The sequence below is a fragment of the Amycolatopsis dongchuanensis genome, from assembly GCF_039542405.1.
Classification (GTDB): Bacteria; Actinomycetota; Actinomycetes; order Mycobacteriales; family Pseudonocardiaceae; genus Amycolatopsis_E; species Amycolatopsis_E sacchari.
Genome location: NZ_BAABIB010000045.1, coordinates 302,224 through 324,997 on the forward strand (window position 1 = coordinate 302,224; position 22,774 = coordinate 324,997).

Below are 22,774 nucleotides of genomic sequence, written 5' to 3' on the forward strand. Positions count from 1 at the left end.
CGATGCCCGAGTTACCCGAGGTCGAGGCGCTCGCGTACCACCTGCGTGAGCACGCGGTCGGCCGCACGGTGACCCGGGTCGACGTGGCGTCCTTCGGCGTCCTCAAGACCGTGACCCCGCCGTGGACGGACCTGCACGGCCGCACGGTGACCGGCGCGGGCAGGCACGGCAAGCACCTCGATCTCGACTGCGACGGCCTGCACCTGATCGTCCACCTGGCCCGCGCGGGCTGGCTGCGCTGGTCGGACTCGCTGTCCCCGGCCCCGCCGAAGCCCGGGCGCGGGCCGCTGGCGCTGAGGGTCCACTTGAGTCAAGAAGCGGCGCGAAGCGCATCCGTTGAGGGTGGTGGTGGGCGACGGGTGGGAGGCCCGGGGTTCGACCTGACCGAGGCGGGCACGAAGAAGGGCCTCGCCGTGTGGGTCGTGGAGAACCCGCAGGACGTGCCGAGCATCGCGAAGCTCGGGCCCGACGCGCTGGAGCTGACCCGGGAGAAGCTGGGTGAGCTGCTCGCCGGGCGCACGGAACGGCTCAAGAACGCGCTGACCGACCAGTCGCTGATCGCCGGGATCGGCAACGCGTACTCCGACGAGATCCTGCACGCGGCGAAGCTGTCCCCGTACGCGACGCCGGGCAAGCTGTCCGAGGAATCGCTCGACAGGCTGTACGACGCGATGCAGGAGGTTCTGACGGACGCCGTGCGGCGTTCGGTCGGGCAGGATGCCGCGCGGCTGAAGGGCGAGAAGCGTTCTGGGCTGCGGGTGCACGCGAGGGCCGGGCTGCCGTGCCCGGTGTGCGGGGACACCGTGCGGGAGATCTCGTTCGCGGACAAGGCTTTCCAGTACTGCCCGACGTGCCAGACCGGCGGCAAGCCACTCGCGGACCGGCGGATGTCGCGGCTGCTGAAGTAGCGCACAGTAAGTGAGCTTTTCACCCGTTCAACGTCTAATTGCGACACTCGGTCGGCCGATACGCCGTCGTTCTCGCTGGCGGTAAGGTCGCCGTTACCCCAGGGTGTTGGTATCTACACAGAAAGTGGGCTGGAAGCCTTGCACCCGGTCGAGCGAGCGCAGAGCATGGACGCCGTGTCCGACTTGCCGATCACGCAGATCATCCCGTGGACCGTCGCGGGCCTGTTGCTGATCGTCGTCATCGTCCTCGCGGTCCGCTCCCGCAAGCCGGGCAGTTTCGTCGACGACGCGGTGCTCGAGGCCGTCTACCACATGTCGAAGGCCACGCCCGACCTGCGCGAGGGCTTCGACCAGGCGGCCGCCGACCGGATCACCTCCCAGCTGCTCGAACTGCTCAAGTGCGTCGCCGTCGGCATCACGGACCCGGAGGGCACGCTGGCGTCGTGGGACGGCGAGGCGAACGACCACTACGTCGACCTCACCGGCGCGATCAGCATGGCCATCCGCAAGCACCGGCGCGAGGTCGTGTCCCACGACGACGTGCCGTGCGACCACCGCGGCACGTGCAAGATGAAGACCGCCGTGATCGTCCCGCTGATCGTCGACGGCGAGATCGAGGCGGTGCTGATCGTCGTCGGGCGCACCAAGGGCAAGAAGCTCGTGCAGATGGCCGACGCGGTTGCCCAGTTCGTGTGCACGCAGTTCGAGCTGGCGCGGCTCGACGAGTCGAAGATCCAGCTCCAGCAGGCCGAGATCAAGGCGCTGCGCGCGCAGATCTCGCCGCACTTCATCTACAACGCGCTCAACACGATCTCCTCGCTGATCCGCACCGATCCGGAGGAGGCGCGGGAGCTGCTGCAGGAGTTCGCGGACTTCACGCGGTACTCGTTCCGCACGTCCGGCATGTTCACCTCGCTGGCCGACGAGCTGCGCAACATCGACCGCTACCTCACTATCGAGCGCGCGCGGTTCGGCGGCAGGCTGGAGGTGCGGCTCAAGATCGCGCCCGAGGTGCTGTCGGTCGTCGTGCCGTTCCTGATCATCCAGCCGCTCGTGGAGAACGCGGTGCAGCACGGGCTCGCGAACAAGCCCAGCGGCGGCATGGTCACCGTGACCGCGCAGGACTACGGCACCGAGGCGCTGATCAGCGTCGAGGACGACGGCATCGGCATGGACCCGGCGCGGCTGGCGGACCTGCGCAACTCGCACCGCACGGGGGCGCACGTGGGGCTGGGCAACATCAACGCACGCATGCGGCAGCTGTTCGGCGACGAGTACGCGCTGATGGTCGAGACGGCGCCGGGCGCGGGCATGAAGGTGACGCTGCGCGTGCCGAAGTTCGCCCCCGGTGTCCGCACGGAACTGCCTGACTACACCGCGAACGTGCCCCCGCAGACCACCCGCAACGGGTCACCTGCACACGCGAGAAAAGGCACGTAACCCCCACCCGTCGCCCGGCCACCGCCCCCCACGGAGGCGCTTCGCGCCGCTATGTTGGATTGCATGGTGAGCGTGACCGAGAAACTGACCAGCAGGATCCCCGGCATCGACCGGGGCGACCGCACCGACGTGGTCGCGGTCGTCAAGCTGCACGGCGTCATCACGCCGACCCCGTCGCCGCTGGCGCGGGGCAGCATCAACCTCGCCGCGGTGGAGTCCGCGCTCACCAGGGCGTTCGACCACGACCGGCTCAAGGCCGTCGCACTGCTGATCAACTCGCCCGGCGGTGCGCCCACGCAGTCCGGCCTCGTCGCCGAGCGCATCCGGCAGCTCGCCGCGAAGAAGCCGGACGTCCCGGTGCTGGCGTTCTGCGAGGACGTGGCCGCGTCGGGCGGGTACTGGCTGGCGTGCGCGGCCGACGAGATCTACGCGCACCGCACCTCGCTGGTCGGCTCGATCGGCGTGATCAGCGGCGGGTTCGGCTTCACGGGGCTGCTGGAGCGGTTCGGCATCGAGCGGCGGCTGCACACGGCGGGGGAGAACAAGTCGAGGCTCGACCCGTTCAGCCCCGAGAAGCCCGAGGACGTCGAGTGGCTGAAGAAGATGCACTCCCAGCTGCACGAGCTGTTCGTCGGCTGGGTGAAGGAGCGTCGCGGCAAGCGGTTGTCGGACGACGAGGACCTGTTCACGGGCGACGTCTGGCTCGGCGAGAAGGCGAAGGAACTGGGTCTGGTCGACGGCGTGGGCAACCTGCGTGAGGTCGTCGAGGAACGCTTCCCCGGCGCGGAGATCCGGGTCGCGGAGCCGAAGAAGCCGTTGCTCGCGCGGCTCGGCGTCGGCGCGCCGGCGGCCGCGCTGCTGGAAGCGGTTACACAGAAAGTGCTGTGGAGCCGCTACGGGTTGTAATGCGTTCGCCCGTGCGCGGTATGGACAGCGGCGCTCGCACTGGGCAGGATGCGAACCACTGTGAGTGCGCATAACGAAACCCGGCGATTGGTCGTGCTCGCCGTGGACGACGAACCCCACGGGCTGAGCCTCCTCGTCGAGAGCCTGCAGGCGAATCCGCACATCGGGCGCGTGTTCGCAGCCGTCGACGCGGCGGAGGCGCTGCGGTTGCTGGCTTCCGACGACGAGGAGCTGCGGCAGCGCAAGGAGCGCGGCCTGCCCCCGATCGACGCGGTGTTCGCCGACCTGCAGATGCCCGGCCTGTCCGGGATGGAGATGGCACGCGTGTTCTCGGCGCTGAACCCCGCGCCCGTGCTGGTGTTCGTCACCGGGCACGCCTCGGAGGCCGTCAACGCGTTCGACCTCGGTGCGGTGGACTACCTCCTCAAGCCGTGCAACCAGAACCGGCTCGACCGCGCGGTGGAGCGGGTGCTGGAGAAGCTCCGCGCCGTGCCGGCCCCCGGCGGGCACCCGGCCGCGGCGGCGCCCGCGAAACCGGACGACGACGAGGTGATCCCGGTCGAGCTGGCCGGCACCACGAAGCTGGTGCCGCGCTCGACGGTGCGGTGGGTCGAGGCGCAGGGCGACTACGCGCGCCTGTTCACCACCGACGGCAACAGCCACCTCGTGCGCATCCCGCTCACGCAGCTGGAGGAACGCTGGGAGAAGGCGGGGTTCGTCCGCATCCACCGGTCGTTCCTGGTCGCGCTGAACCTGATCACCGAGCTGCGCATGGGGCAGGGCGGGTACCAGGTCGTGATCGGCAACGAGGAGAAGCTCCTGCCCGTGTCCCGGCGGCACACGCGTGAGCTCAAGGACCGTCTGACCGGGCGATGAGCGGCGACGACTTCTACCGGCGGGTGGACGGGGTGCGCGAACCCGATCCCACCCTCGGCAAGAACTACGTCCACCACGAACCCGCCAGGGTGGAACGCGTCCCGCCCGCGCCGGTCGAGCCGAAGCCCGAGCCCCCGGCGAAACCGCCCAAGCGCCAACGGGTCGTGCTCGCCGACCCGCGTTCGCGCTCGACGCCGACCCTGCGCGCCAGGGTCGAGCTGGAGGAGCAGACCAGCTGGGGCACGCTCCTGGTGGACGACCTGGTGAAGCGCCAGCTGCGCGCCGGGCTCGTGCTGACCGCCCTCGTGGTGCTGGTCCTCGGCGGGTTGCCGCTGGCGTTCTACCTGTCGCCGGCTTTCGCGGGCCTTCGCGTGATCGGCGTGCCGCTGGCGTGGCTGCTGCTGGCGATCCTGCCGTTTCCCCTGCTCCTGCTGGCCGGGCTGACGTACAACAGGCTCGCCGAACGCCACGAACGCGACTTCGTCGACATGATCGAAAACTGACAGTGCCAAACTGTTCGCCGTGGAGCTGAACCTCTGGGCGATCGCCGGCATCGTGCTGGTCGCCGCGATGACCTTCTACCTCGGTCATCGCTCGTCGCGGTTCGCCAGTTCCACCCACGACTTCCTCGTCGCCCGGCGGACCGTGCGCTCGCGCCGCAACGCCGCCGCGATCTCCGGCGAGTACCTGTCCGCCGCGTCCTTCCTCGGCGTCGCGGGGATCGTGCTCAAGGACGGCGCCGACGGGCTGTGGTACCCCATCGGCTTCACCGCCGGGTACCTCGCGCTGATGCTGTTCGTCGCCGCGCCGCTGCGCCGGTCCGGTGCGTACACGCTCCCGGACTTCCTCGAAGCGCGGCTCGGTTCGGTCGTGCTTCGCCGCTGTGCCACGGTTTTCGTGGTCGTGATCGGCATCCTGTACCTCGTGCCGCAGCTGCAGGGCGCCGGCCTCGCCCTGGGCACCGTGCTGCCGGTGCCGTGGTGGGTCGGCGCGCTGACGGTGATGGTGCTGGTGCTGGTCAACGTGCTCGCCGGCGGCATGCGCGCCGTCACGGTGGTCCAGGCCTTCCAGTACTGGCTCAAGCTCTTCGCGCTCGCCGTGCCCGCGTTCGTGCTGTGCGCGGTGTTCGTCGCCGGCGGCCACAGCGGTCCCGCCGGTTCGCTCGGCTCGCCCGCGCCACCGACGTTCGCCGCCGACACCACGGTCAAGATCGAGACCGACGTCCGGCTCCGCGTGAACACGGTGACCCCGGTGCAGGTGCGCCTGCCCGGGCAGACCGACGAACGCATGGTGGTGTGGGCCAAGGGCGCGACCGAGCAGGTCGCGAAGGGCAGCCAGCTGCGGTTCGCCGCCGGGACCCCCGTGCCGACGGTTTCCGACGCCGTCGCGAGCAACGCCGACTGGCTGCGGCCCGGCGGCGACGGGGTGTCGGACCTGCTGCAGACGTACTCGCTGCTGCTCGCGACGTTCCTCGGCACGATGGGCCTGCCCCACGTGCTGGTCCGCTTCTACACCAACCCCGACGGCAAGGCGGCCCGCCGCACGGCGGTGCACGTGCTGCTGCTGCTCGGGCTGTTCTACCTGTTCCCGACGCTGCTCGGCGCGATGTCGCGGATGTACGTGCCGCAGCTGCTGGTGACGGGGCAGACCGACGCGGCGGTGCTGCGCCTGCCGAACGCCGTCGTGCCCGGGTTCACCGGCGACCTCCTCACCGGCGTGGTGATGGCCGGGGCGTTCGCGGCCTTCATCTCGACCTCGTCGGGGCTGCTGGTGAGCATCGCCGGGGTCGTCTCGACCGACCTGTTCAAGGGCCGCGTGCGCGACTTCCGCTGGGCCGCCGCGCTCGTCAGCGTCGCGCCCGCCGGGCTCGCGCTGATGATGCGCTCCACCGACCTGTCGCTCAGCGTCGGCATGTCCTTCGCGCTCGCCGCGTCGACGTTCTCACCGCTACTGGTGCTCGGCATCTGGTGGCGCAAGCTGACCTGGCCCGGCGCGATGGCCGGGATGATCGTCGGCGGCGGGCTCGTGCTCGGCCTGCTGGTGGTCAACACCGTGAGCCGCTACACCGGCGGCTGGGCGCCGTGGCTGGCGAACCAGCCCGCGCTCGTCACCGTGCCGCTCGCGTTCGCGGTGACGATCATCGTCAGCCTGGCGACCCGATCGGGCAGACCCGCCGACGTCAACGCCGTGATGCTGCGGCTGCACGCGCCCGATCCGCTGGGCTTCATGCGGGACCGCGCGGTGGCGCGGTTCGGCCAGGTCGAAAGCCGCCACCGGGCCGGCCGGGGCCGACACCGCAAGTAGGCGTAATTCCACTGCGCGTACGTTCACCCTTTTGGCGGTTCCTTTGCTCTCCGTAAGGGAGACCTTGGAACGAGGTACTCCTGACCAGGTTTCGAATCGGACATCTTTGCCAGAAGTAGGCCAAAGATTGCTCTACTGTTAGTAATCTCATTCACTCGAAAGGATTAACAACTTATCTGGCCATTAAGGGCAAGATCTACCGCAGCCATCGACCGGAAGAGGTAGAGATCATGGAGAGTGAGGTTGTCCCGTGAGCACCACCGACCAGGGCCTGGACGAAGGGACGGGCCCGGGCAGCGACTGGAAGCAGGTGCAGGAGAGCCCGGACTTCGCGCAGCTGCGACGCCGGCTCCGCACCTTCGTCTTCCCGATGACGGTCCTCTTTCTGGCGTGGTACCTGCTTTACGTCCTGCTCGCTGACTACGCACCGAAGTTCATGGCGACCAAGATCGCCGGGAACTTCAACGTCGGCCTGCTGATCGGCCTTCTGCAGTTCGTGTCCACGTTCGTCATCACCGCCCTTTACGTCCGGTACGCCAACCGGAAGCTCGACCCGATCGCGGACAGGATCCGCGGCGAGGTCGAGGGCGAGAAGCTCGAGACGGTCGAAGGAGACGCCGAGTGAAGATCCTGGCGGCGGGCGTCGAGGGCAGCAACCCGACGCTCAACATCATCATTTTCGCGCTCTTCGTCGCGATCACGCTGGTCATCGTGTTCTGGGCCAGCCGCAACACGAAGACGGCGTCGGACTACTACGCGGCGGGCCGCGCCTTCACCGGCCCGCAGAACGGCATCGCGATCTCCGGCGACTACCTGTCGGCGGCGTCCTTCCTCGGCATCGCCGGCGCGATCGCGGTCAACGGGTACGACGGGTTCCTGTACTCGATCGGCTTCCTCGTCGCGTGGCTGGTCGCCCTGCTGCTGGTCGCGGAGCTGCTCCGCAACACCGGCAAGTTCACGATGGGCGACGTGCTCGCGTTCCGGATGAAGCAGCGCCCGGTGCGCGCGGCGGCCGCGGTGTCGACGCTGATCGTGTCGTTCTTCTACCTGCTGGCGCAGATGACGGGTGCCGGTGGCCTGGTGAACCTGCTGCTGGGTGTGTCCGGCGACGTGGGGCAGGACATCGTCATCGCCGTCGTCGGCGTGATCATGGTGCTGTACGTGCTGATCGGCGGCATGAAGGGCACCACGTGGGTGCAGATCATCAAGGCCGTGCTGCTGATCGTCGGCGCGCTCGCGATGACGCTGTGGGTGCTCGGCAAGTACGGCTTCAACTTCTCCAGCCTGCTGCAGCACGCGGTCGACCGCGCGGGCGGCGGCACGAAGGGTGAGGCGCTGCTCGGGCCGGGCAAGCAGTACGGCAAGACCGGCACGACCAAGCTGGACTTCCTGTCACTGGGCATCGCGCTCGTGCTCGGCACCGCGGGTCTGCCGCACGTGCTGATGCGCTTCTACACGGTGCCCACCGCGAGGGACGCCCGCAAGTCCGTGGTGTGGGCGATCGTGCTGATCGGCGTGTTCTACCTGTTCACCCTGGTGCTGGGCTACGGCGCCGGTGCGCTGGTGGGCGCAGACAAGATCAGCAAGGCGCCCGGGACGACGAACTCCGCCGCCCCGCTGCTCGCGCTCGAACTGGGCGGGCCGGTGCTGCTCGGGTTCATCGCCGCGGTGGCGTTCGCGACGATCCTCGCCGTGGTCGCCGGCCTCACGATCACCGCGTCGGCGTCGTTCGCCCATGACGTGTACGCCAACGTGATCAAGAAGGGCAAGGTGGACAGCAAGAACGCGGAGGTGCGCGTCGCGAGGATCACCGCGCTGGTGATCGGCGCGGTCGCGATCGTCGGCGGCATTCTCGCGAAGAGCCAGAACGTGGCGTTCCTCGTCGCGCTGGCCTTCGCGGTGGCGGCCTCGGCGAACCTGCCGACGCTGCTCTACTCGCTGTTCTGGAAGCGGTTCAACACGCGCGGCGCGTTGTTCAGCATGTACGGCGGCCTGATCGTCACCATCGTGCTGATCGTCTTCTCGCCCGCGGTGTCCGGCACGTCCACGTCCATGATCAAGGGCGCGGACTTCGACTGGTTCCCGCTGTCCAACCCGGGCCTGGTGTCCATCCCGGTGTCGTTCTTCCTCGGCTGGCTCGGCACGGTCCTGTCGAAGGAGACGAACGACGACAAGTACGCCGAGATGGAGGTGCGGTCGCTCACCGGCGCCCACGCCGAGAAGGCGTCCGCGCACTGAGCCCGTCCTGACAGGACAGCTCACGTGCACCTGATGGAGGCGCGTGGGAAACTGGCCGGGTGAATCCGGCTGAGCTTCCCACCGCCTCCGTCTCCGAACTCCCCGCCGAGGGCATCACCCTGATCGACGTGCGGGAGGACGACGAGTGGCGCGCCGGGCACGCGCCCGGCGCGATCCACATCCCGCTGGGCGAGCTGCCCGCCCGCGTCGAGGAGCTGTCGAAGCTGCCCGACGACCAGCCGCTCTACGTCGTCTGTCGCTCCGGTGGCCGCTCCGCCCGCGCGACCGCGTGGCTCAACGCCAGCGGCTGGGACGCGGTGAACGTCGCCGGCGGCATGAAGTCCTGGCACGCCGAGGGCAGGCCCGTCGTCGGCGAGCACGGCGACGTGCCGCCGGAGATCCTCTGAAACCCCTATGCAGCCCGGTCGCTACCACTTCCGGCCGCGCGTGCGGTGGGTCGCCTCACCGCCGCCCGGTGCGCTGCCGCCGCGGCCCGTCCGCCCGGTCGAGCGCTACACCGGGCCGCCCCGGTACCCGGTACCGCCGCGCTGGGGTTTCCCGAACCTGACGTGGCGTGAGCCGACGGCCGTGCCCGGCACGCCGTCCGGCTACCCGCGTCCCGTGGAGCGCGTGCGGGTCTTGTCCCGCAACGCGATCACCGTCCTGTGGTTCCTCGCGGGCCTGACCCTGCTCGGGGCGGTCGCGGAGTTCTGGCGGTACGCGCTGCTGGTGATCAGCCGCGACTCCGCGCTGCACAGCGACGTGGTGGCGATGTCGGACGCGCTGGAGATCATCTCCTCGCTGCTGTCCGTCGTGTTCGGACTGCTGGCGATCGCGTCGGTGGTGTGGTGGCTGCTCGTCGCCCGGCAGGCGGCGGCCGACGAGAACGGCCACGAGCCGCCCCGCTCGGCGCGTCAGGTGCTGCTCGGCACGCTCGTGCCGGGGCTCAACCTCGTGCTCGCCGGCTCGGTGCTCGCCGAGCTGGAGCACGCCGTGCTGCGCCGCCCTGTCGACGAACGGCCCCGTCCGTCCCGGCTCGTGCTGGCGTGGTGGGCGGCCTGGCTGCTCGACGCCGTGCTGATGGTGCTGGTGATCGTCTGGCGGTTCCGCGACGGCGTGCAGGCGCAGGCCGATGGCGTGTTCCTCAGCGGGCTGCTCGACCTGTCGGCCGCGTTGCTGGCGGTGCTGACGGCCCTCGTCGTGCACCGGGTGACGAGCCTGCTCGCGCCCATCTCCGTCGACAAGCTGCGGCTGCGGCGCGTCGTGGAGGTCAAGGGCGCACCAGCGCCCGCACTGCGGCCGGTGCGCCCGACGACGTCACGCTGAGACCGGCAGCGTCCGCAGGCCGCGGATGACGAACTCCGGCCGCCGCTCCGGTTCGGCCGTCAGCTGGAGTTCCGGCGTCAGTTCGGTGAGCGCGGCGAGTGCGGCCCCGATTTCGATGCGGGCGAGCGGCGCGCCGATGCAGTAGTGGATGCCCGCGCCGAAGCCGAGGTGCTGGTTCGGGGTGCGGCCGAGGTCGAGCCGGTCGGGTTCGGCGAACACCTCCGGGTCACGCGCGGCGGCGCCCAGCAACGCGGCGATCTTCTCGCCCTTCGCGACGCGGAACCCGGCGATCTCGACGTCCTCGGTGGCGGTGCGCTCGAACAGCTGCAGCGGCGAGTCGTAGCGGATGAGCTCCTCGACCGCGGTGTCCAGCAGCGACGGGTCCTCACGCAGGCGACGCCACTGGTCGGGGTTCCGCAGCAGGGCCCACACGCCGTTGCCGATGACGTTCACCGTCGCCTCGTGCCCGGCCATCAGCAGCAGCACCGCGGTCGCGACGACCTCGTCCTCACTGAGTTCGCTCTGCAGGAGGTCGCTCACCAGGTCGTTCCCCGGCTCGCGGCGTCGCTCCTCGGCGAGCGCCCGCAGGTAGGCCACGAACTCGCCCGCGGCCTGCTCCGCGGCGCGCTGTCCCTCCGGCGGCAGGCCGTACTCGTACATCTTCACGATCGCGTTCGACCACGGCACGAGCTTCGGGCGGTCCGCCTCGGGCACCGCGAGCAGCTCCGCGATCACCGCGACCGGCAGCGGCTGCGCGAGGTGTTCGAGCAGGTCACCCTCGCCGCGTTCGGCCAGCTCCCCGACCAGCTGCCGGGCGAGCTTGCCCACGGTCGGCCGCAGGCGTTCGACGTGCCCGCGCCCGAACGCCGAGGAGATCGAGCGGCGCAGTCGCGTGTGGACGGGCGGTTCGTTCTCCAGCAGGGAGTTGCGGTGCAGCAGGTTGAACGACACGAACTGCTCGGCGGGCTGCGCGTCGGTCCAGATCCGACCGAGCGAGCGGTGCCGCAGCACGGCCGACGCGGCGGCGTGCGACACGGCGATGGCCAGCCCCAGCCCTTCGTGCCGGTGCACCTCGCCGTCGGCCCGCAGCCGGGCGAACTCGGGGTACGGATCTGCGAGGAAGTCGGGGTCCCGGGGATCGAACACCCACCAACGTTAGCCCGACCGTGTCTTCGGTAGCGTCTGCGGCCGAGCTGTCTGAGGAGGCACCGATGGGCAAGGCCGCGCGGAAGAAGAACAAGGCGCCGAAGGTGCGCGACGTGTTCGTCGCGCAGCCGTTCGAGGGGCTGGCCTTCGAACCGGAACTGATCGCGCTGCGGGAGTTCGTCCCGTCGGCCACCGCGAAGCTGCCCCTCAAGGACGGGGACCGCGAGGTCACCCTCGCCACCGTGCTGCCCGGTGCCGCGGCCGCGTTCGTCCGCACCGACGAGCGCGTGTTCGTCGGGCTGCAGGTGCAGACCCGCTCCTCCGACATCAGCCGCGACCTCGGCCGCTCGCTGAAGTGGGCCCTGGACGCCAAGCCCGGCGACGTGCTGAGCGTGCCGGACACCACCTCCGCCCCCGCCGAGGGAGAGCGGCTGCAGGACCTCCTCGTGACCGACGCCGAGCTGGACGTCACCCTCCACGACAACTTCGACTGGTGGCTGCCCGAGGACACCGAGGCCGAGGGCGACGTGAAGCTCTCGCTGGACCGCGCGAACGAGGCGATCATGCCCACCGAGCGCCTCGGCGCCGGCTCGTACTGGGTGCTCGCCGGCGAGAAGGCGCACCTGCGCTGGGTCCGCCCCGAGCCGGAGAACGCCCTGCTGCAAGCGCTTGCGCGGCTGTCGGCGGCCGGTGAGCTGAACCTCGGCGACGGCTCCCGCTACGCCGGTTCCTTCCGCGCCCACGGCCTGCTGGTCCCGGTGTGGGACCTCGACCCCGAGGCGCACGCCCGCGAGTGGGCCGAGCCGGCGAAGCAGCTCGGCGTCCGGCTGGAGGAGGCGCTCGCCTCGCTCGACTCCGAGCCGCTCAACGCCGCCGAGCGCCGTGCGCGCGACGGGCTGATCGGCCGCCAGCTCACCATCCGGTGATCCTGCACATCTGCCCGCGAGCGGACTGGACGGGCGAGGAGTACCGCCCGTCCTCCCTCGACGAAGTGGGCTTCGTGCACTGCTCCGACCCCGGCACCGCGCACCTGCCCGCGAACGCCCTCTACGCCGGGCGCACGGACCTGGTGCTGCTGGAGATCGACCCGGCCCGGCTCGGCGTGCCACTGCGCTGGGAGGAAGGCCTCCCTCGGCACCCGGCGGGCATCTGGTTCCCGCACGTCTACGGGCCGATCCGGCCCGAGGCCGTCGTCGCCGTCCACCCCTTCCCGCCCGGACCCGACGGCACGTTCCGGCTGCCCGACGCGATCGCCCGGCGGTAGCGTTACGGTGACTGTCCCGGGTCGCCAGCGCCGGTGGGGAGGAAGCCGCCGATGACGGGTCAGCTCACGGACTTCGAGGAGTTCGTGCGCACCCACCTGTCCGGGCTCCTGCGGTACGGGCACGCCCTCACCGGCAACCCCCACGACGCGGCCGACCTCGTGCAGACCGTGCTGGAGAAGATCGGCTCGCGGTGGACCCACGTCCAGCGCAAGACCGGCGACCCGCTCGCCTACGTCCGCCGTTCGATGGCGAACGCGCACGTCAGCCGCTGGCGGCGGACCAGGAAGGAGAACCTGGTCGCGGACGTGCCCGACGGGCGCGTGGAGCCCCCGGCCGACCCGTTCGAGCACGAACCGCTGTGGCAGGCGCTGCGCGAGTTGCCGCCGAGGCAACGTGCCGTCATCGTGCTGCGTTACTACGAAGGACTGTCCGAGGTGGAGATCGCGCAGACGCTCGGGATCAGCCAGGGCACGGTGAAGAGCCAGGCCAGCAAGGCGATCGCGAACCTGCGCGGTCGGATCGCAGGCGGGAGGGAAGTGCGTTGACCGACGAGGACGGGCTGGACGCCGAGCTGCGCCGCCTGTTCGCCGACGAGCGGCTCGACGTGCGCCCGCGGGACGACGCGCCGGCCACGATCCTCGCCGGCGCCCGCCGCGTCCGGGCCCGGCGCCGGGCGCTGACCGCGACCGGCGGGGCGCTCACGGCCGTGGTGCTGGTCGCACTCGGCCTGGTGCTGGGCCAGGTGCGCGCACCCCACACCGACACCGCGGCCCCGGTGCGGCAGCCGACGTCGAGCGGTTCGACGTTCCCGTCCGCGGACTCGCCGTCGCCCAGTGTCGTGGAGCCCGGCAGCTCCGTCGCGGGGCGGGAGCCGGGCACGGCGTCCGGCTCGACGGCGCTCGAGTCGCCCGGCCGGACCTCGTCGGTGTCCTCGCCCGCGAGCACGTCCGTCCCGCGCAGCCAGTCCGTGCAGACGCTCACCGCGCCCGTGCTGGGCCCCGAGGGCTACGGCAAGCTCGCGCTCGGCATGCCGTTCGACGTGGCCGTCCGGACGGGGATGCTGGAGAGGACGGCCGCTCCGCCGGAGCCGTGCGGCACGTACGCGCTCGCCGAGGGCGCCGCGGGCATCCGCACGGTGACCATCTCCGACACCCGCGGCATCGTGGGCTTCGAGGCGAGCGGCGCGCGCACCCCCGAGAGGATCGGGCTCGGCTCGGACAAGGACGACCTGGAGGCCGCGTACCCGAAGCTGGTCGAGACGGCGAACGGGTACACGGTCCCGGCCGGCCCGTCGAGCAACTACGTGTTCCTCCTGGACGACCGGGACCGCGTGGCGGCTCTGCTCCTCGTCGGTCCCGCGACCTGCTGATACGGGCTACAGCGCCCCGCCGGCCACCGGGGGCAGATCGGCGGAGCCGCCGTCGCCCAGACCTTCGCGGGCGAGGTAGGTCTCGACCTCGAACAGGTTGCCGTTCGCGCGGCGCACGACGTTGAGCAGCGTGCTCATCGTCGCCTCCTCCTCGACCTGCTCCTTGAGGAACCACTGCAGGAACTGCTCGCCCTGGTAGTCGTCCTCGTCGCGGGCCGCCTTCATCAGCGCGCGGAAATCGGCGGTGACGCTCTTCTCCTGCTCGAGTGCGAGTTCCACCAGCTCCACCGCTTCGGTGAAGTCGTTGCGGATCTCGCCGGTGCCCGGAATTCCGGCGTAGGAATCGGTGTCCATCAGGTACTGCGTGATGGCGAGCGCGTGGTTGCGCTCCTCGAGCGACTGGCGGTAGAAGAACTTCGCCAGCTGGGGCAGGTCGGCGTTGTCGAACCACACCGCGAGCGCGACGTACTGCTGCGACGCGGTGAACTCGTGCCGCACCTGCTGCTGGAGCAGTTCGTAGAACTTCGAACGCGGTTCTTTCCTGAGGATGGCCATGCACCCATAATAAGGGCCGGAAAAACACTTCTCCGACAAAGGCGAACCTATTTTGGGTTAGCCTTTCCTCAATTGTTTCAGGTGAGGCTTTCCTTATCCCAGGGGCTCGCGCACCACTGGGCAGGACATGCAGCGCGGCCCGCCCCGGCCGGAACCCAGCTCCGAGCCGGCGATCGCCAGCACCTCGATCCCGGCCTCCTCCAGGCGGGCGTTGGTCTCGACGTTGCGCTCGTAGCCGACCACGACGCCGGGCGCGAGCGCCAGCGTGTTGTTCCCGTCGTCCCACTGCTCGCGCTCCGCCGTCACGGGGTCGAGGCCGGTGTCGATCACCCGCAGCTTCTCGATGCCCATGGCCTCGGCGGCGGCGTGCAGGAACGGTTCCGGCCCGCTGACCGACAGGGAGCCGTCGTCGCCGGGTCGCATCGTGAACGCGACGAGGGAGTCACGGGCCAGCGGGTACATCACCACCGCGTCCCGGTCGACCATCGTGCACACGGTGTCCAGGTGCATGGTCGCGCGTTCCTGCTGGATGGGCACCGCGAGCACGGTGTGCGCGAGGTCGTCGGCGAACACCGACCGCGCCAGCGACTCGGCACCGGCCGCGGTGGTGCGTTCGCCGACGCCGACGGCCAGCACGCCGGGAGCGAGCAGCATGACGTCACCACCCTCGACGGGGGCGGAGTGGGCGCCGTACGCGCGGGCGGCGTGCCGGAACCGCGGGTGGTAGGCGTAGACGAGGTCCAGCAGCATCGTCTCGCGGCGCCGGGCAGGCATGGCCAGCGACGAGATCGCGACGCGGTCGGCGATCCACACCGACGAGTCCCGCGTGAACAGCAGGTTCGGCAGCGGGTCGACCGCGAAGTCGTGCGGGTGGTGCATCTTCCGCACCAGCGACGCGCCCTCGGCGGCGGGCAGCTCCTCGAACGTCAGCCCGCTCGTGAGCACTTCGGCGAGCGTGGTGGCGTCCACACCGGACAGGTACGAGCGCAGGGAGTCGGCCAGGGTGCGGCCCAGGCGCAGCTCGTCGACGGCGGCGCCGACCCCGGCCGCGTGGGCGCGGTCGTCCTCCAGCGCCTCCTTCAGCACCTCCACCAGCAGCAGCACCTCGACCCCGCGGCCGCGCAGGACCTCGGCGAAGGCGTCGTGCTCCTGCTGCGCGCGGTCCACCCACGGGATCGAGTCGAACAGCAGCTGGTCGTTGTTGCGGGGGGTGAGCCTTTTGAGCTCGTTGCCCGGCCGGTGCAGGAGAACGGTGCGCAGTGGCCCGACCTCGCTGTCCACCCTGGGTTCAGTCATGCTCCGCACCCTACGGCAGGAAGGACACGTGCCCCTTCAGCAACGAGTAACCCACGAACGACACCACGTCGAGCAGCGTGTGCGCGACGATCAACGGCCACAGCCGGTTCGTCCGCTGCCACACGCGCCCGAACACCAGTCCCATCACGAGGTTGCCGACGAACCCGCCGAAGCCCTGGTAGAGGTGGTAGGAACCGCGCAGCACGGCGGCCGCCAGCACCGCGCTGTTCTCCCGGAACCCCAGCTGCCGCAGCCGGGTCAGCAGGTAGCCGATCACCAGCATCTCCTCGGCGAAGGCGTTGCCGAACGCCGAGAGCACGAGCACGATCGGCCGCCACCAGGTGTCGCCGAGGGTGGACGGGGCGACGGCGAGGTTGAAGCCGAGCTTCCAGCCGACGAAGTACAGCGCCAGGCCGGGGATGCCGATCAGCGCCGCGAGCCCGGCGCCCCACAGCGCGTCCCGCCCGCGCCAGCCGAGGCCCACCGACGTGAGCCGGAGCCCCGCGCGCACGAGGAGGTAGCCGCCCAGCGCGCCCCAGCCGACGAGCTGCACGACGCCCAGCAGCTGCGCCAGCAGGTCGATGAGGTTGAGCGCGGCCTGGGGTGCGTTGAGCGCGACGTGCTGTTGGTTCAGGGGGGTCGGCTGCAGCAGCGAGTCCAGCAGCGACAACAGGCTGCGGGCGCCGGACAGGCCGAGCGTGATGCCGAAGACGATCAGCAGTTCGGCCTTGATGCGGCGGCGCTCGGCCGCGTCGTCCACGATCGCGGGCCGGTCCGGGCGCTCCGGGCGCAGCCAGTCGCGGGCGACGCTACCTTCGGTGCTCATGGCACCGAAAATAGCGACGGCGGACCGCGTGGGGCGTGAAGAGCTCCTGGAGTTCCTGCGCCCGCGGCACCGCGCGATCCTCATGACCACCCGGGCGGACGGCACGCCCCAGCTCTCGCCCGTCACCGCGGGCATCGACACGGAAGGCCGCTTCGTCGTGTCGACCTACCCGAAGCGCGCGAAGACGGTGAACATCCGGCGCAACCCGGCCGTTTCGGCGTGCGTGCTGTCCGACGACTGGAACGGCGCGTGGGTGCAGTTCGACGGCACCGCCGAGGTGATCGACATGCCGGACGCGGTGGAACCGCTCGTCGAGTACTTCCGCTGCATCTCCGGTGAGCACCCGGACTGGGACGAGTACCGCGAGGCCATGCGGAAGCAGGGCAAGAGCCTGATCCGCGTGACGATCGAACGCTGGGGCCCGATCGCGACGGGCGGATTTCCCGCAGGATTGGTTTAGCCACGCGAAGCGTGTCCGTTCAAGGGTGGTGGTGGGGAAGCGGCTGGCCTCAGTCGCTCTGACGCTGCCCCGCGAGGAACGGGCAACCGAGCAGGCGGCGGATCTCACCGGAGAGCTGGGCCGGGTCGGTGACGGGGCGCGAGAACGCGAGGCGGACGTCGTGGTCGCCGGAGTCCGCTTCGACGCGCAACCGCAGGCCGAACCGGTCCAGCCCCAGCGGCCGGATGCGGCCGCCCCGCAGCTCCTCCGGCACGTGCCGGGCGAGCTGCTCGACCACGTCCGCGTGCTCGGTCTCCAGGTGCCGCAGCCACTGGGTCTCGTAGTGCGCGAAGGGGTCCGGCGAGGCCGCGCTGAACATGTGCGGCCGCAGCGAGTGGGTGCCCTCGGCGTCGGCGAGCACGATCGACGCCGGGGTCAGCCGCAGGAGGCTCGCGCCGTGCCCGACGTCCAGCAGCCGCGGGTCCGGGCGCGTCTCGGCGATGGCCACCACCCGGGCACGGGCCGCGGCGTCCCCGAGCGGCCGCAGCCAGCCGGTGATCCACACCAGGCCGCGGACCGGTTCCCGCAGGTCGACGGGGGCGTGGTCGGCCAGCTCGAACATCACCGCGACCTCGGCGTCGGCGCTGCGGGCGAGCAGCGGGTGCTCGTCGGGCAGCACGATGCTGACGCTGCCGCCTGCGTGCACGTGGTGCAGCACGGGCACGACCCGCTCGCCGCTCTGCGCGGTCGGCACCAGGGTGCCGGGGCAGTCGCGGGTCGCGATCGTCTTGGCCCGCTCGGCGGGCGCCGGTGCGGGCGGACGGCGAAGGGAAGTCTGGGTCACGAGGCCACCTCCTAGTTAGGTGAGCCTAACCTGCCTTGGGGAAAAGGGGAAGTGATCTCGTTGGCCCATCCGGGGTAACGGGGATGTCGCGCGCGGAGCACGGCGCGGTCAGGGCGATGTCCGCCCTGCGGACCCGTTTGTCCGGCTGTCGTACGCTACTAGCGTGTCCCTTGTGTCAAGCGCTGTGGAACTCACGCCCCCCGGCCCTCGCGGAATCCCTCCCCTGTTCGCGCGGCTCGTCGACGACTCGGCGCTGTTCCCCCCGGGGACCGCGACCATGCCGGAAGCGCTGCGGGCGCACTTCGACGCGAGGGCGGGTGAGCGCGCGGGCATGCTCGGCGTGTTCCTGTGCCAGGCCTCGCGCCTGCCGGAGCTGATCACCGAGCTGATCAAGGTGAAGCCGAAGGAGCCGCTGCCGCTGTCGCTGATCATCGACACCGGGCTCGGCGGCGTGCCGAAGGCGATCTCCATCGTCGAGTCCCGCAGCGAGCTGCTGTCCCTGCGCATGGTCGAGATGCCCGCACCGTCCGATGTGGACGAGGTGTGGCTGGAGCGGGTGTCGGAGTTCGTGCCGGAGGACGTGATCCGCGTGGTCGAGCCGCGCCGGGGCGTGGGCTGGCTCGACGGCGTGCGCAAGGTGATCGAGCACGGCAGCTGGCCGAAGATCCGCTGCGGTGGCGTGTCGAGCGAGAACTTCCCCAGCGTGGACGAGGTGGCCGACTTCCTGGCCGTGCTGAGCGGCGCGCCCGGCGCGTCGTTCAAGGCCACCAACAGCCTGCACCGCGCGGTGCGGCACGAGGACCCGGAGACGGGCATCGCGCACCACGGCTTCCTCAACCTGCTGGTGGCGGTCGCGCGCAGCCTGTCCGGCGGGGACGTCCGGGGCGCGCTGTCCTCGACCGACGGGCAGCAGCTGGCCGACGAGGCCCGCGGGTTGTCCGAACCGGCCGCGAAGGCGGTGCGGGCGCTGTTCGCGTCGTACGCCTCCGCGACGTTCGTCGAGCCGATCGCCGACCTCGAGGCGCTCGGGCTGCTGTGACGGCCGAAGGGTCGCTGACCCTGGAGCGCGGCCTCGCCCTGCTGCAGGCGGTCGCCGACGCCGGTGACGAGGCGGCGACCATCTCCGAGCTGGCGGACACCATCGGCGCGAGCCGGGCGGCCGTGTACCGGCTGCTGGTGCCGCTCGGTGACCGCGGCCTCGTGCGGCGGGACGGCAACAAGGTGCGGCTGGGGGTCGCCGTGCTGCGGCTGGCCGAGCAGGTGGTGCCGCAGCTGCGCGAGGTGGCGCGGCCGGTGCTGCGGGCGCTGGCCGAACGGACCGGCGCGACGGCACACGTGTCGCTCGCGGAGGGCGACCAGATGGAGGTGGTCGCCGTCGCGGAGCCGTCCTCGACCACCGTGCACGTCGCCTACCGGGTGGGCACCCGCCACCCCGTGGGCGCGGGTGCGGCCGGCAAGGCGCTGGGGTTGCGGCAGGGCGGCCGGGGCTGGGCCGTGTCCAGCGGCGACGTCCAGCGCGGGGTGACCGGGCTGGCGGCCCCCGTGCGCGGGGTGCCGGGCCTGCGGGCGAGCGTGGGTGTGCTGGCACTGGGGCCGGTGAAGGCGGACACCGTGGGGCCGCAGGTGGTCGAGGCGGCCGCCGGACTGGCCGCCGCGTTGCGTTAGGCCACCGTCTGCCAGAGCGCGACGAGCGCGAGGGCGGCGAACACGAACCCGGCGCCCCGCTGCAGCAGGTGCGGGCGGATGCGGCTGCGGATCTTGCTGCCGAGGAGCACGGCGAGCCCGGCCACCGCGACCAGTGCGGCGAAGGCACCGATGGCGACCGCGACGGGCTGCCCGTAGCGAGCGGTCAGGCCGGCGGTGGCGAGCTGGGAGGCGTCGCCCCATTCGGCCGCGAACAGCACGCCGAACGAGGTCATGGCCGACCGGAGGAACGTCGCGGGGGCGGGGCCCGAGCGGACGGCGTCCTCGTCGCCTTCCCCGCGCCGGGAGAACCCTTCGCGCAGCAACATGAACGCGCCGAGACCGAACAACGCGGCCACCACCCCCGCCACCGCGTTTTCCGGCAGCAGGGTCAGCACGTGCCCGAACAACACGGCGATGACGCACTGCACCGCGAATGCGACGGAAACCCCGGCGAACACGGGCCACGCCCGGAACCGGGTGGTCAGCACGAGGGTCGCCACCAGCGTTTTGTCGGGTAGCTCCACGGCCAGGACCAGTGCGAACGTGCTGACGAGCGCCAGCAGCGCGGTACTCATGTCGGTTACTGCACCCCTTTCACTGCAACGATAAAGGGGAAAGCGGGGAAAAGGCCAGCAGATCGGAATCGCGAATTGCCCGGGAAGCGTCCGCCAAACTTTTTCTTCGGTGTGCCGAAATCAATTTTGTCCCGTGCCGCGCCGCCCGACCGGGACCTAGGTCCCGCCAAGATCAGGACCCCGGGACCTGATGGCGGCCCCCGCGCGCGGGCAGGCTGGACAGCGTGGATGTGCTCCAGCTGGCGAGGTGGCAGTTCGGGATCACGACCGTCTACCACTTCCTCATGGTTCCGCTGACGATCGGGCTCTCGGTGCTCGTCGCAGGCATGCAGACGGCCTGGGTCAGGACCGGGCACGAGCGGTACTACAAGATGACCAAGTTCTGGGGGAAGCTCCTGCTGGTCAACTTCGCGATGGGCGTCGTGACCGGCATCGTGCAGGAGTTCCAGTTCGGGATGAACTGGAACGCGTACTCGCGCTTCGTCGGGGACGTGTTCGGCGCGCCGCTGGCGATGGAGGGCCTGGTCGCGTTCTTCGTCGAGTCGACGTTCCTCGGGTTGTGGATCTTCGGCTGGGACCGGCTGTCGAAGCGGGTCCACCTGGCCTGCGCGTGGGCGTTCTCGCTGGCCACCATCGCGTCGGCGTACTTCATCCTCGCCGCGAACTCCTGGATGCAGCACCCGGTCGGCGTGGACTTCGTCGACGGCAGGCCGAGGATGAACTCGATCTGGGCGGTGCTGACGAACAACACGGCGCTCGCCGCGATCCCGCACACGATCGCCGGGGCGTTCTCGGTGGCCGCCGCGTTCATCGTGGGCGTCGCGGCCTGGCACCTGTGGCGCAAGCGGAACGGCGACGACGAGCACCGCTCGGTGTGGCGGACGTCGCTGCGGCTCGGCGGGTGGGTCGGCGTGGTGGCCTTCGCCGCGCTGGCGATCACCGGCGACACGCAGGGCAAGCTCATGTTCGAGCAGCAGCCGATGAAGATGGCCTCGGCCGAGGCGCTGTGCCACACCGAGCAGCCGGCGAGCTTCTCGATCATCGCGATCGGCGACGTGTCGAAGCAGAACTGCGAGGACGTCAAGACGTTCAACGTGCCCGCGCTGCTGTCGTTCCTCGCGCACAGCGACTTCAAGACCGAGGTCAAGGGCGTGGAGGACCTGGTCGGGCAGTACCAGGCGAAGTACGGGACGAACTACCCCGACGACCCGGCGCTGGGCGAGCTGGCGGGCAAGCCGATCGACTACACGCCGAGCCTGCCGGTCACGTACTGGGGCTTCCGGATCATGATCGGTTTCGGGGCGATCTCGGCGGGAATCGGCGTGCTGGCCCTGTGGCTGACGCGGAAGGGGCACATACCCGATTCGAAGTGGTTCCCGCGGCTCGCGCTGCTGGGCATCGCGACCCCGTTCATCGGCAACAGCGCCGGCTGGATCTTCACCGAGATGGGCCGCCAGCCGTTCGTCGTGGTGCCGAACCCGTCGGGGGTGGACGGGGTGTGGATGTTCACCGCGCAGGCCGTGTCGAACCTGTCCACCGGCGAGGTGTGGACGTCGCTCCTCGCGCTGACCTCGTTGTACGCCGTGCTCGGGGTGGTCGAGCTGTTCCTGATGCGCAAGTACGTGCGGGGCGGGGTCGAGGGCGTCCTGCCGCCGAAGGACGGCCAACCGAAGACCGAGTCGCTGTCCTTCGCCTACTGAACCTGTGGACAACTAGGGATATCTGTGCACAAGCCTGTGGACAACTGTGAGGAGGAGTCGCGATGAGCCTGGAGACCCTGTGGTTCTGCGTCATCGTGCTCTTCTGGCTGGGCTACCTGTTCCTCGAAGGGTTCGACTTCGGCGTGGGGATGCTCCTGCCGGTGCTCGGCCGCGACAACACCGAGCGGCGCGTGCTGATCAACACGATCGGCCCGGTGTGGGACGGCAACGAGGTGTGGCTGATCGTCGCCGCCGGTGCGACGTTCGCCGCCTTCCCCGGCTGGTACGCGTCGCTGTTCTCCGGCGCCTACCTGCCGCTGCTGCTCGTGCTGCTCGCGCTCATCGGGCGCGGGGTGGCGTTCGAGTACCGGGGCAAGGTCGACTCGGAGCGCTGGCGGCGCAACTGGGACCGCGTGATCGTGCTCGGCTCGTGGATCCCGCCGCTCGGCGTGGGCCTGCTGCTCACCACGACGGTGCTCGGGCTGCCGCTCGACGCGCACGGCAACCGCGTGGGCTCGGCGTTCGAGGCGGTCCGGTGGGACACGCTGCTCGGCGCGCTGGCCGTGGTCGGGTTCTCGCTCGTGCACGGGGCCGCGTTCCTGGCCCTCAAGACGAGCGGTGAGCTGCGGGAACGCGCGCGGCTGCTGGCCGTGCGGATGCTGCCGGTCGCGCTCGCGCCGCTGGTGCTGCTGCTGGTGGTCGTGCAACTCCGCGAGGGCGCGCTGTGGACGCTGGTGCCGTTGGTGATCGCCGTGGCCGGCGCGGTGACGGCGTGGCGGAGGCTGGTCGTCGACCGTGACGGGCAGGCGTTCGCGGCGCTCGGAGTGACGATCGCGGCCGCCGTGGTGACGTTGTTCGGGGCGCTGTACCCGGACGTCCTTCCGTCCACAGTGGACGCGGCGAACTCGCTCACCATCCACAACGCCTCGTCGAGCCCGTACACACTGGAGGTGATGACGTGGATCGGGGCGTTCGGCGCGCCCGCGGTGCTCGTCTACCAGGGCTGGACGTACTGGGTGTTCCGCAAGCGGATCAGCACAGCGCACATCCCGCCGGTGCACACCCCATGAGCTTT

25 protein-coding genes are annotated in these 22,774 nt (G+C 70.6%); 19 read left to right on the forward strand and 6 right to left on the reverse strand.

Annotated features, from left to right (window positions below; translation table 11 throughout):
- Positions 1–2 precede the first annotated feature (2 nt).
- The 10 genes from ABFX51_RS09745 to ABFX51_RS09790 all read left to right on the forward strand — a co-directional run bounded on the left by ABFX51_RS09745 (position 3) and on the right by ABFX51_RS09790 (position 9,998).
- Complete coding sequence (locus ABFX51_RS09745) at positions 3–908, forward strand: Fpg/Nei family DNA glycosylase (RefSeq protein ID WP_346053509.1); 906 nt, start codon at positions 3–5, stop codon at positions 906–908.
- Positions 909–1,073: 165 nt separating this feature from the next.
- Positions 1,074–2,348 (forward strand): GAF domain-containing sensor histidine kinase, encoded by a 1,275-nt coding sequence (locus ABFX51_RS09750; RefSeq protein ID WP_091506906.1) that lies wholly within the window; start codon positions 1,074–1,076, stop codon positions 2,346–2,348.
- 66 nt (positions 2,349–2,414) lie between these two features.
- Positions 2,415–3,254 carry a S49 family peptidase gene (locus tag ABFX51_RS09755; protein ID WP_091507096.1) on the forward strand — a complete coding sequence of 280 codons (840 nt, stop codon included), beginning with the start codon at positions 2,415–2,417 and terminating at the stop codon, positions 3,252–3,254.
- Positions 3,255–3,302: 48 nt separating this feature from the next.
- Complete coding sequence (locus ABFX51_RS09760; RefSeq protein ID WP_091506907.1) at positions 3,303–4,130, forward strand: LytR/AlgR family response regulator transcription factor; 828 nt, start codon at positions 3,303–3,305, stop codon at positions 4,128–4,130.
- Complete coding sequence (locus ABFX51_RS09765; RefSeq protein ID WP_091506910.1) at positions 4,127–4,633, forward strand: hypothetical protein; 507 nt, start codon at positions 4,127–4,129, stop codon at positions 4,631–4,633. Before ABFX51_RS09760 ends, ABFX51_RS09765 begins: the two co-directional genes overlap by 4 nt.
- A gap of 19 nt (positions 4,634–4,652) precedes the next feature.
- Complete coding sequence (locus ABFX51_RS09770; RefSeq protein WP_091506912.1) at positions 4,653–6,434, forward strand: sodium/solute symporter; 1,782 nt, start codon at positions 4,653–4,655, stop codon at positions 6,432–6,434.
- Positions 6,435–6,684: 250 nt separating this feature from the next.
- Positions 6,685–7,059 (forward strand): DUF485 domain-containing protein, encoded by a 375-nt coding sequence (locus ABFX51_RS09775; RefSeq protein WP_346053512.1) that lies wholly within the window; start codon positions 6,685–6,687, stop codon positions 7,057–7,059.
- On the forward strand, positions 7,056–8,672 hold the full coding sequence (locus ABFX51_RS09780; protein ID WP_346053514.1) for a solute symporter family protein: 1,617 nt from the start codon (positions 7,056–7,058) through the stop codon (positions 8,670–8,672). Before ABFX51_RS09775 ends, ABFX51_RS09780 begins: the two co-directional genes overlap by 4 nt.
- A gap of 59 nt (positions 8,673–8,731) precedes the next feature.
- A complete protein-coding gene (locus ABFX51_RS09785; RefSeq protein WP_091506919.1) occupies positions 8,732–9,079 on the forward strand; it encodes a rhodanese-like domain-containing protein in 348 nt (115 codons plus the stop codon).
- Between the two features lie 7 nt (positions 9,080–9,086).
- Positions 9,087–9,998 carry a DUF4328 domain-containing protein gene (locus tag ABFX51_RS09790; RefSeq protein WP_346053516.1) on the forward strand — a complete coding sequence of 304 codons (912 nt, stop codon included), beginning with the start codon at positions 9,087–9,089 and terminating at the stop codon, positions 9,996–9,998.
- Here ABFX51_RS09790 and ABFX51_RS09795 read toward each other — a convergent pair.
- Positions 9,990–11,144: a cytochrome P450 gene (locus ABFX51_RS09795; RefSeq protein ID WP_346053518.1), complete on the reverse strand. Its 1,155-nt coding sequence runs from the start codon at positions 11,142–11,144 to the stop codon at positions 9,990–9,992. The two genes, ABFX51_RS09790 and ABFX51_RS09795, sit on opposite strands and share 9 nt — an antisense overlap.
- 65 nt (positions 11,145–11,209) lie before the next feature.
- On the opposite strand from ABFX51_RS09795, the gene ABFX51_RS09800 reads away from it, so the two are divergent.
- Genes ABFX51_RS09800 through ABFX51_RS09815 form a run of 4 tightly spaced genes read left to right on the forward strand, consistent with a single transcriptional unit; the run spans position 11,210 to position 13,778 of the window.
- Positions 11,210–12,070, forward strand: a complete 861-nt coding sequence (locus ABFX51_RS09800; RefSeq protein ID WP_091506927.1) for a DUF5926 family protein — start codon at positions 11,210–11,212, stop codon at positions 12,068–12,070.
- On the forward strand, positions 12,067–12,408 hold the full coding sequence (locus tag ABFX51_RS09805) for a DUF952 domain-containing protein (protein WP_091506929.1): 342 nt from the start codon (positions 12,067–12,069) through the stop codon (positions 12,406–12,408). The genes ABFX51_RS09800 and ABFX51_RS09805 overlap by 4 nt, the downstream gene beginning before the upstream one ends.
- 51 nt (positions 12,409–12,459) lie before the next feature.
- Positions 12,460–12,954: a SigE family RNA polymerase sigma factor gene (locus tag ABFX51_RS09810; protein WP_091506931.1), complete on the forward strand. Its 495-nt coding sequence runs from the start codon at positions 12,460–12,462 to the stop codon at positions 12,952–12,954.
- Entirely contained in the window at positions 12,951–13,778 is an 828-nt protein-coding gene (locus ABFX51_RS09815; protein WP_346053521.1) for a hypothetical protein, read from the forward strand. Before ABFX51_RS09810 ends, ABFX51_RS09815 begins: the two co-directional genes overlap by 4 nt.
- 6 nt (positions 13,779–13,784) lie before the next feature.
- On the opposite strand, the gene ABFX51_RS09820 is transcribed toward ABFX51_RS09815, so the two are convergent.
- The 3 genes from ABFX51_RS09820 to ABFX51_RS09830 form a co-directional block, all read right to left on the reverse strand.
- Positions 13,785–14,333 (reverse strand): ferritin, encoded by a 549-nt coding sequence (locus ABFX51_RS09820; RefSeq protein WP_091506937.1) that lies wholly within the window; start codon positions 14,331–14,333, stop codon positions 13,785–13,787.
- Positions 14,334–14,426: 93 nt separating this feature from the next.
- Positions 14,427–15,629 carry an arginine deiminase gene (locus tag ABFX51_RS09825; RefSeq protein ID WP_346053523.1) on the reverse strand — a complete coding sequence of 401 codons (1,203 nt, stop codon included), beginning with the start codon at positions 15,627–15,629 and terminating at the stop codon, positions 14,427–14,429.
- A gap of 10 nt (positions 15,630–15,639) precedes the next feature.
- Positions 15,640–16,455: a CPBP family intramembrane glutamic endopeptidase gene (locus ABFX51_RS09830; protein ID WP_346053525.1), complete on the reverse strand. Its 816-nt coding sequence runs from the start codon at positions 16,453–16,455 to the stop codon at positions 15,640–15,642.
- Here ABFX51_RS09830 and ABFX51_RS09835 point away from each other — a divergent pair.
- The gene (locus ABFX51_RS09835) at positions 16,454–16,915 is read left to right on the forward strand and encodes a PPOX class F420-dependent oxidoreductase (protein WP_346053527.1); all 462 of its coding nucleotides are present in this window, start codon (positions 16,454–16,456) and stop codon (positions 16,913–16,915) included. The genes ABFX51_RS09830 and ABFX51_RS09835 overlap by 2 nt on opposite strands.
- Before the next feature lie 49 nt (positions 16,916–16,964).
- Here the strand turns inward: ABFX51_RS09835 and ABFX51_RS09840 are convergent, their stop codons facing one another.
- On the reverse strand, positions 16,965–17,738 hold the full coding sequence (locus ABFX51_RS09840; RefSeq protein WP_346053529.1) for a DUF2470 domain-containing protein: 774 nt from the start codon (positions 17,736–17,738) through the stop codon (positions 16,965–16,967).
- Between the two features lie 184 nt (positions 17,739–17,922).
- Here ABFX51_RS09840 and ABFX51_RS09845 point away from each other — a divergent pair, with 184 nt between their 5' ends.
- The gene (locus ABFX51_RS09845) at positions 17,923–18,777 is read left to right on the forward strand and encodes a hypothetical protein (RefSeq protein ID WP_281245170.1); all 855 of its coding nucleotides are present in this window, start codon (positions 17,923–17,925) and stop codon (positions 18,775–18,777) included.
- Positions 18,774–19,403, forward strand: a complete 630-nt coding sequence (locus ABFX51_RS09850) for an IclR family transcriptional regulator (protein ID WP_091506950.1) — start codon at positions 18,774–18,776, stop codon at positions 19,401–19,403. The genes ABFX51_RS09845 and ABFX51_RS09850 overlap by 4 nt, the downstream gene beginning before the upstream one ends.
- Here ABFX51_RS09850 and ABFX51_RS09855 read toward each other — a convergent pair.
- The gene (locus tag ABFX51_RS09855) at positions 19,400–19,999 is read right to left on the reverse strand and encodes a TMEM165/GDT1 family protein (RefSeq protein WP_346053531.1); all 600 of its coding nucleotides are present in this window, start codon (positions 19,997–19,999) and stop codon (positions 19,400–19,402) included. The genes ABFX51_RS09850 and ABFX51_RS09855 overlap by 4 nt on opposite strands.
- Positions 20,000–20,223: 224 nt before the next feature.
- Between ABFX51_RS09855 and ABFX51_RS09860 the strand changes: the two genes are divergently transcribed.
- Together ABFX51_RS09860 and cydB are read left to right on the forward strand one after the other, a co-directional pair.
- Entirely contained in the window at positions 20,224–21,699 is a 1,476-nt protein-coding gene (locus ABFX51_RS09860; RefSeq protein WP_346053533.1) for a cytochrome ubiquinol oxidase subunit I, read from the forward strand.
- Positions 21,700–21,761: 62 nt separating this feature from the next.
- Entirely contained in the window at positions 21,762–22,769 is a 1,008-nt protein-coding gene (gene cydB / locus ABFX51_RS09865) for a cytochrome d ubiquinol oxidase subunit II (RefSeq protein WP_346053535.1), read from the forward strand.
- Positions 22,770–22,774: the final 5 nt, after the last annotated feature.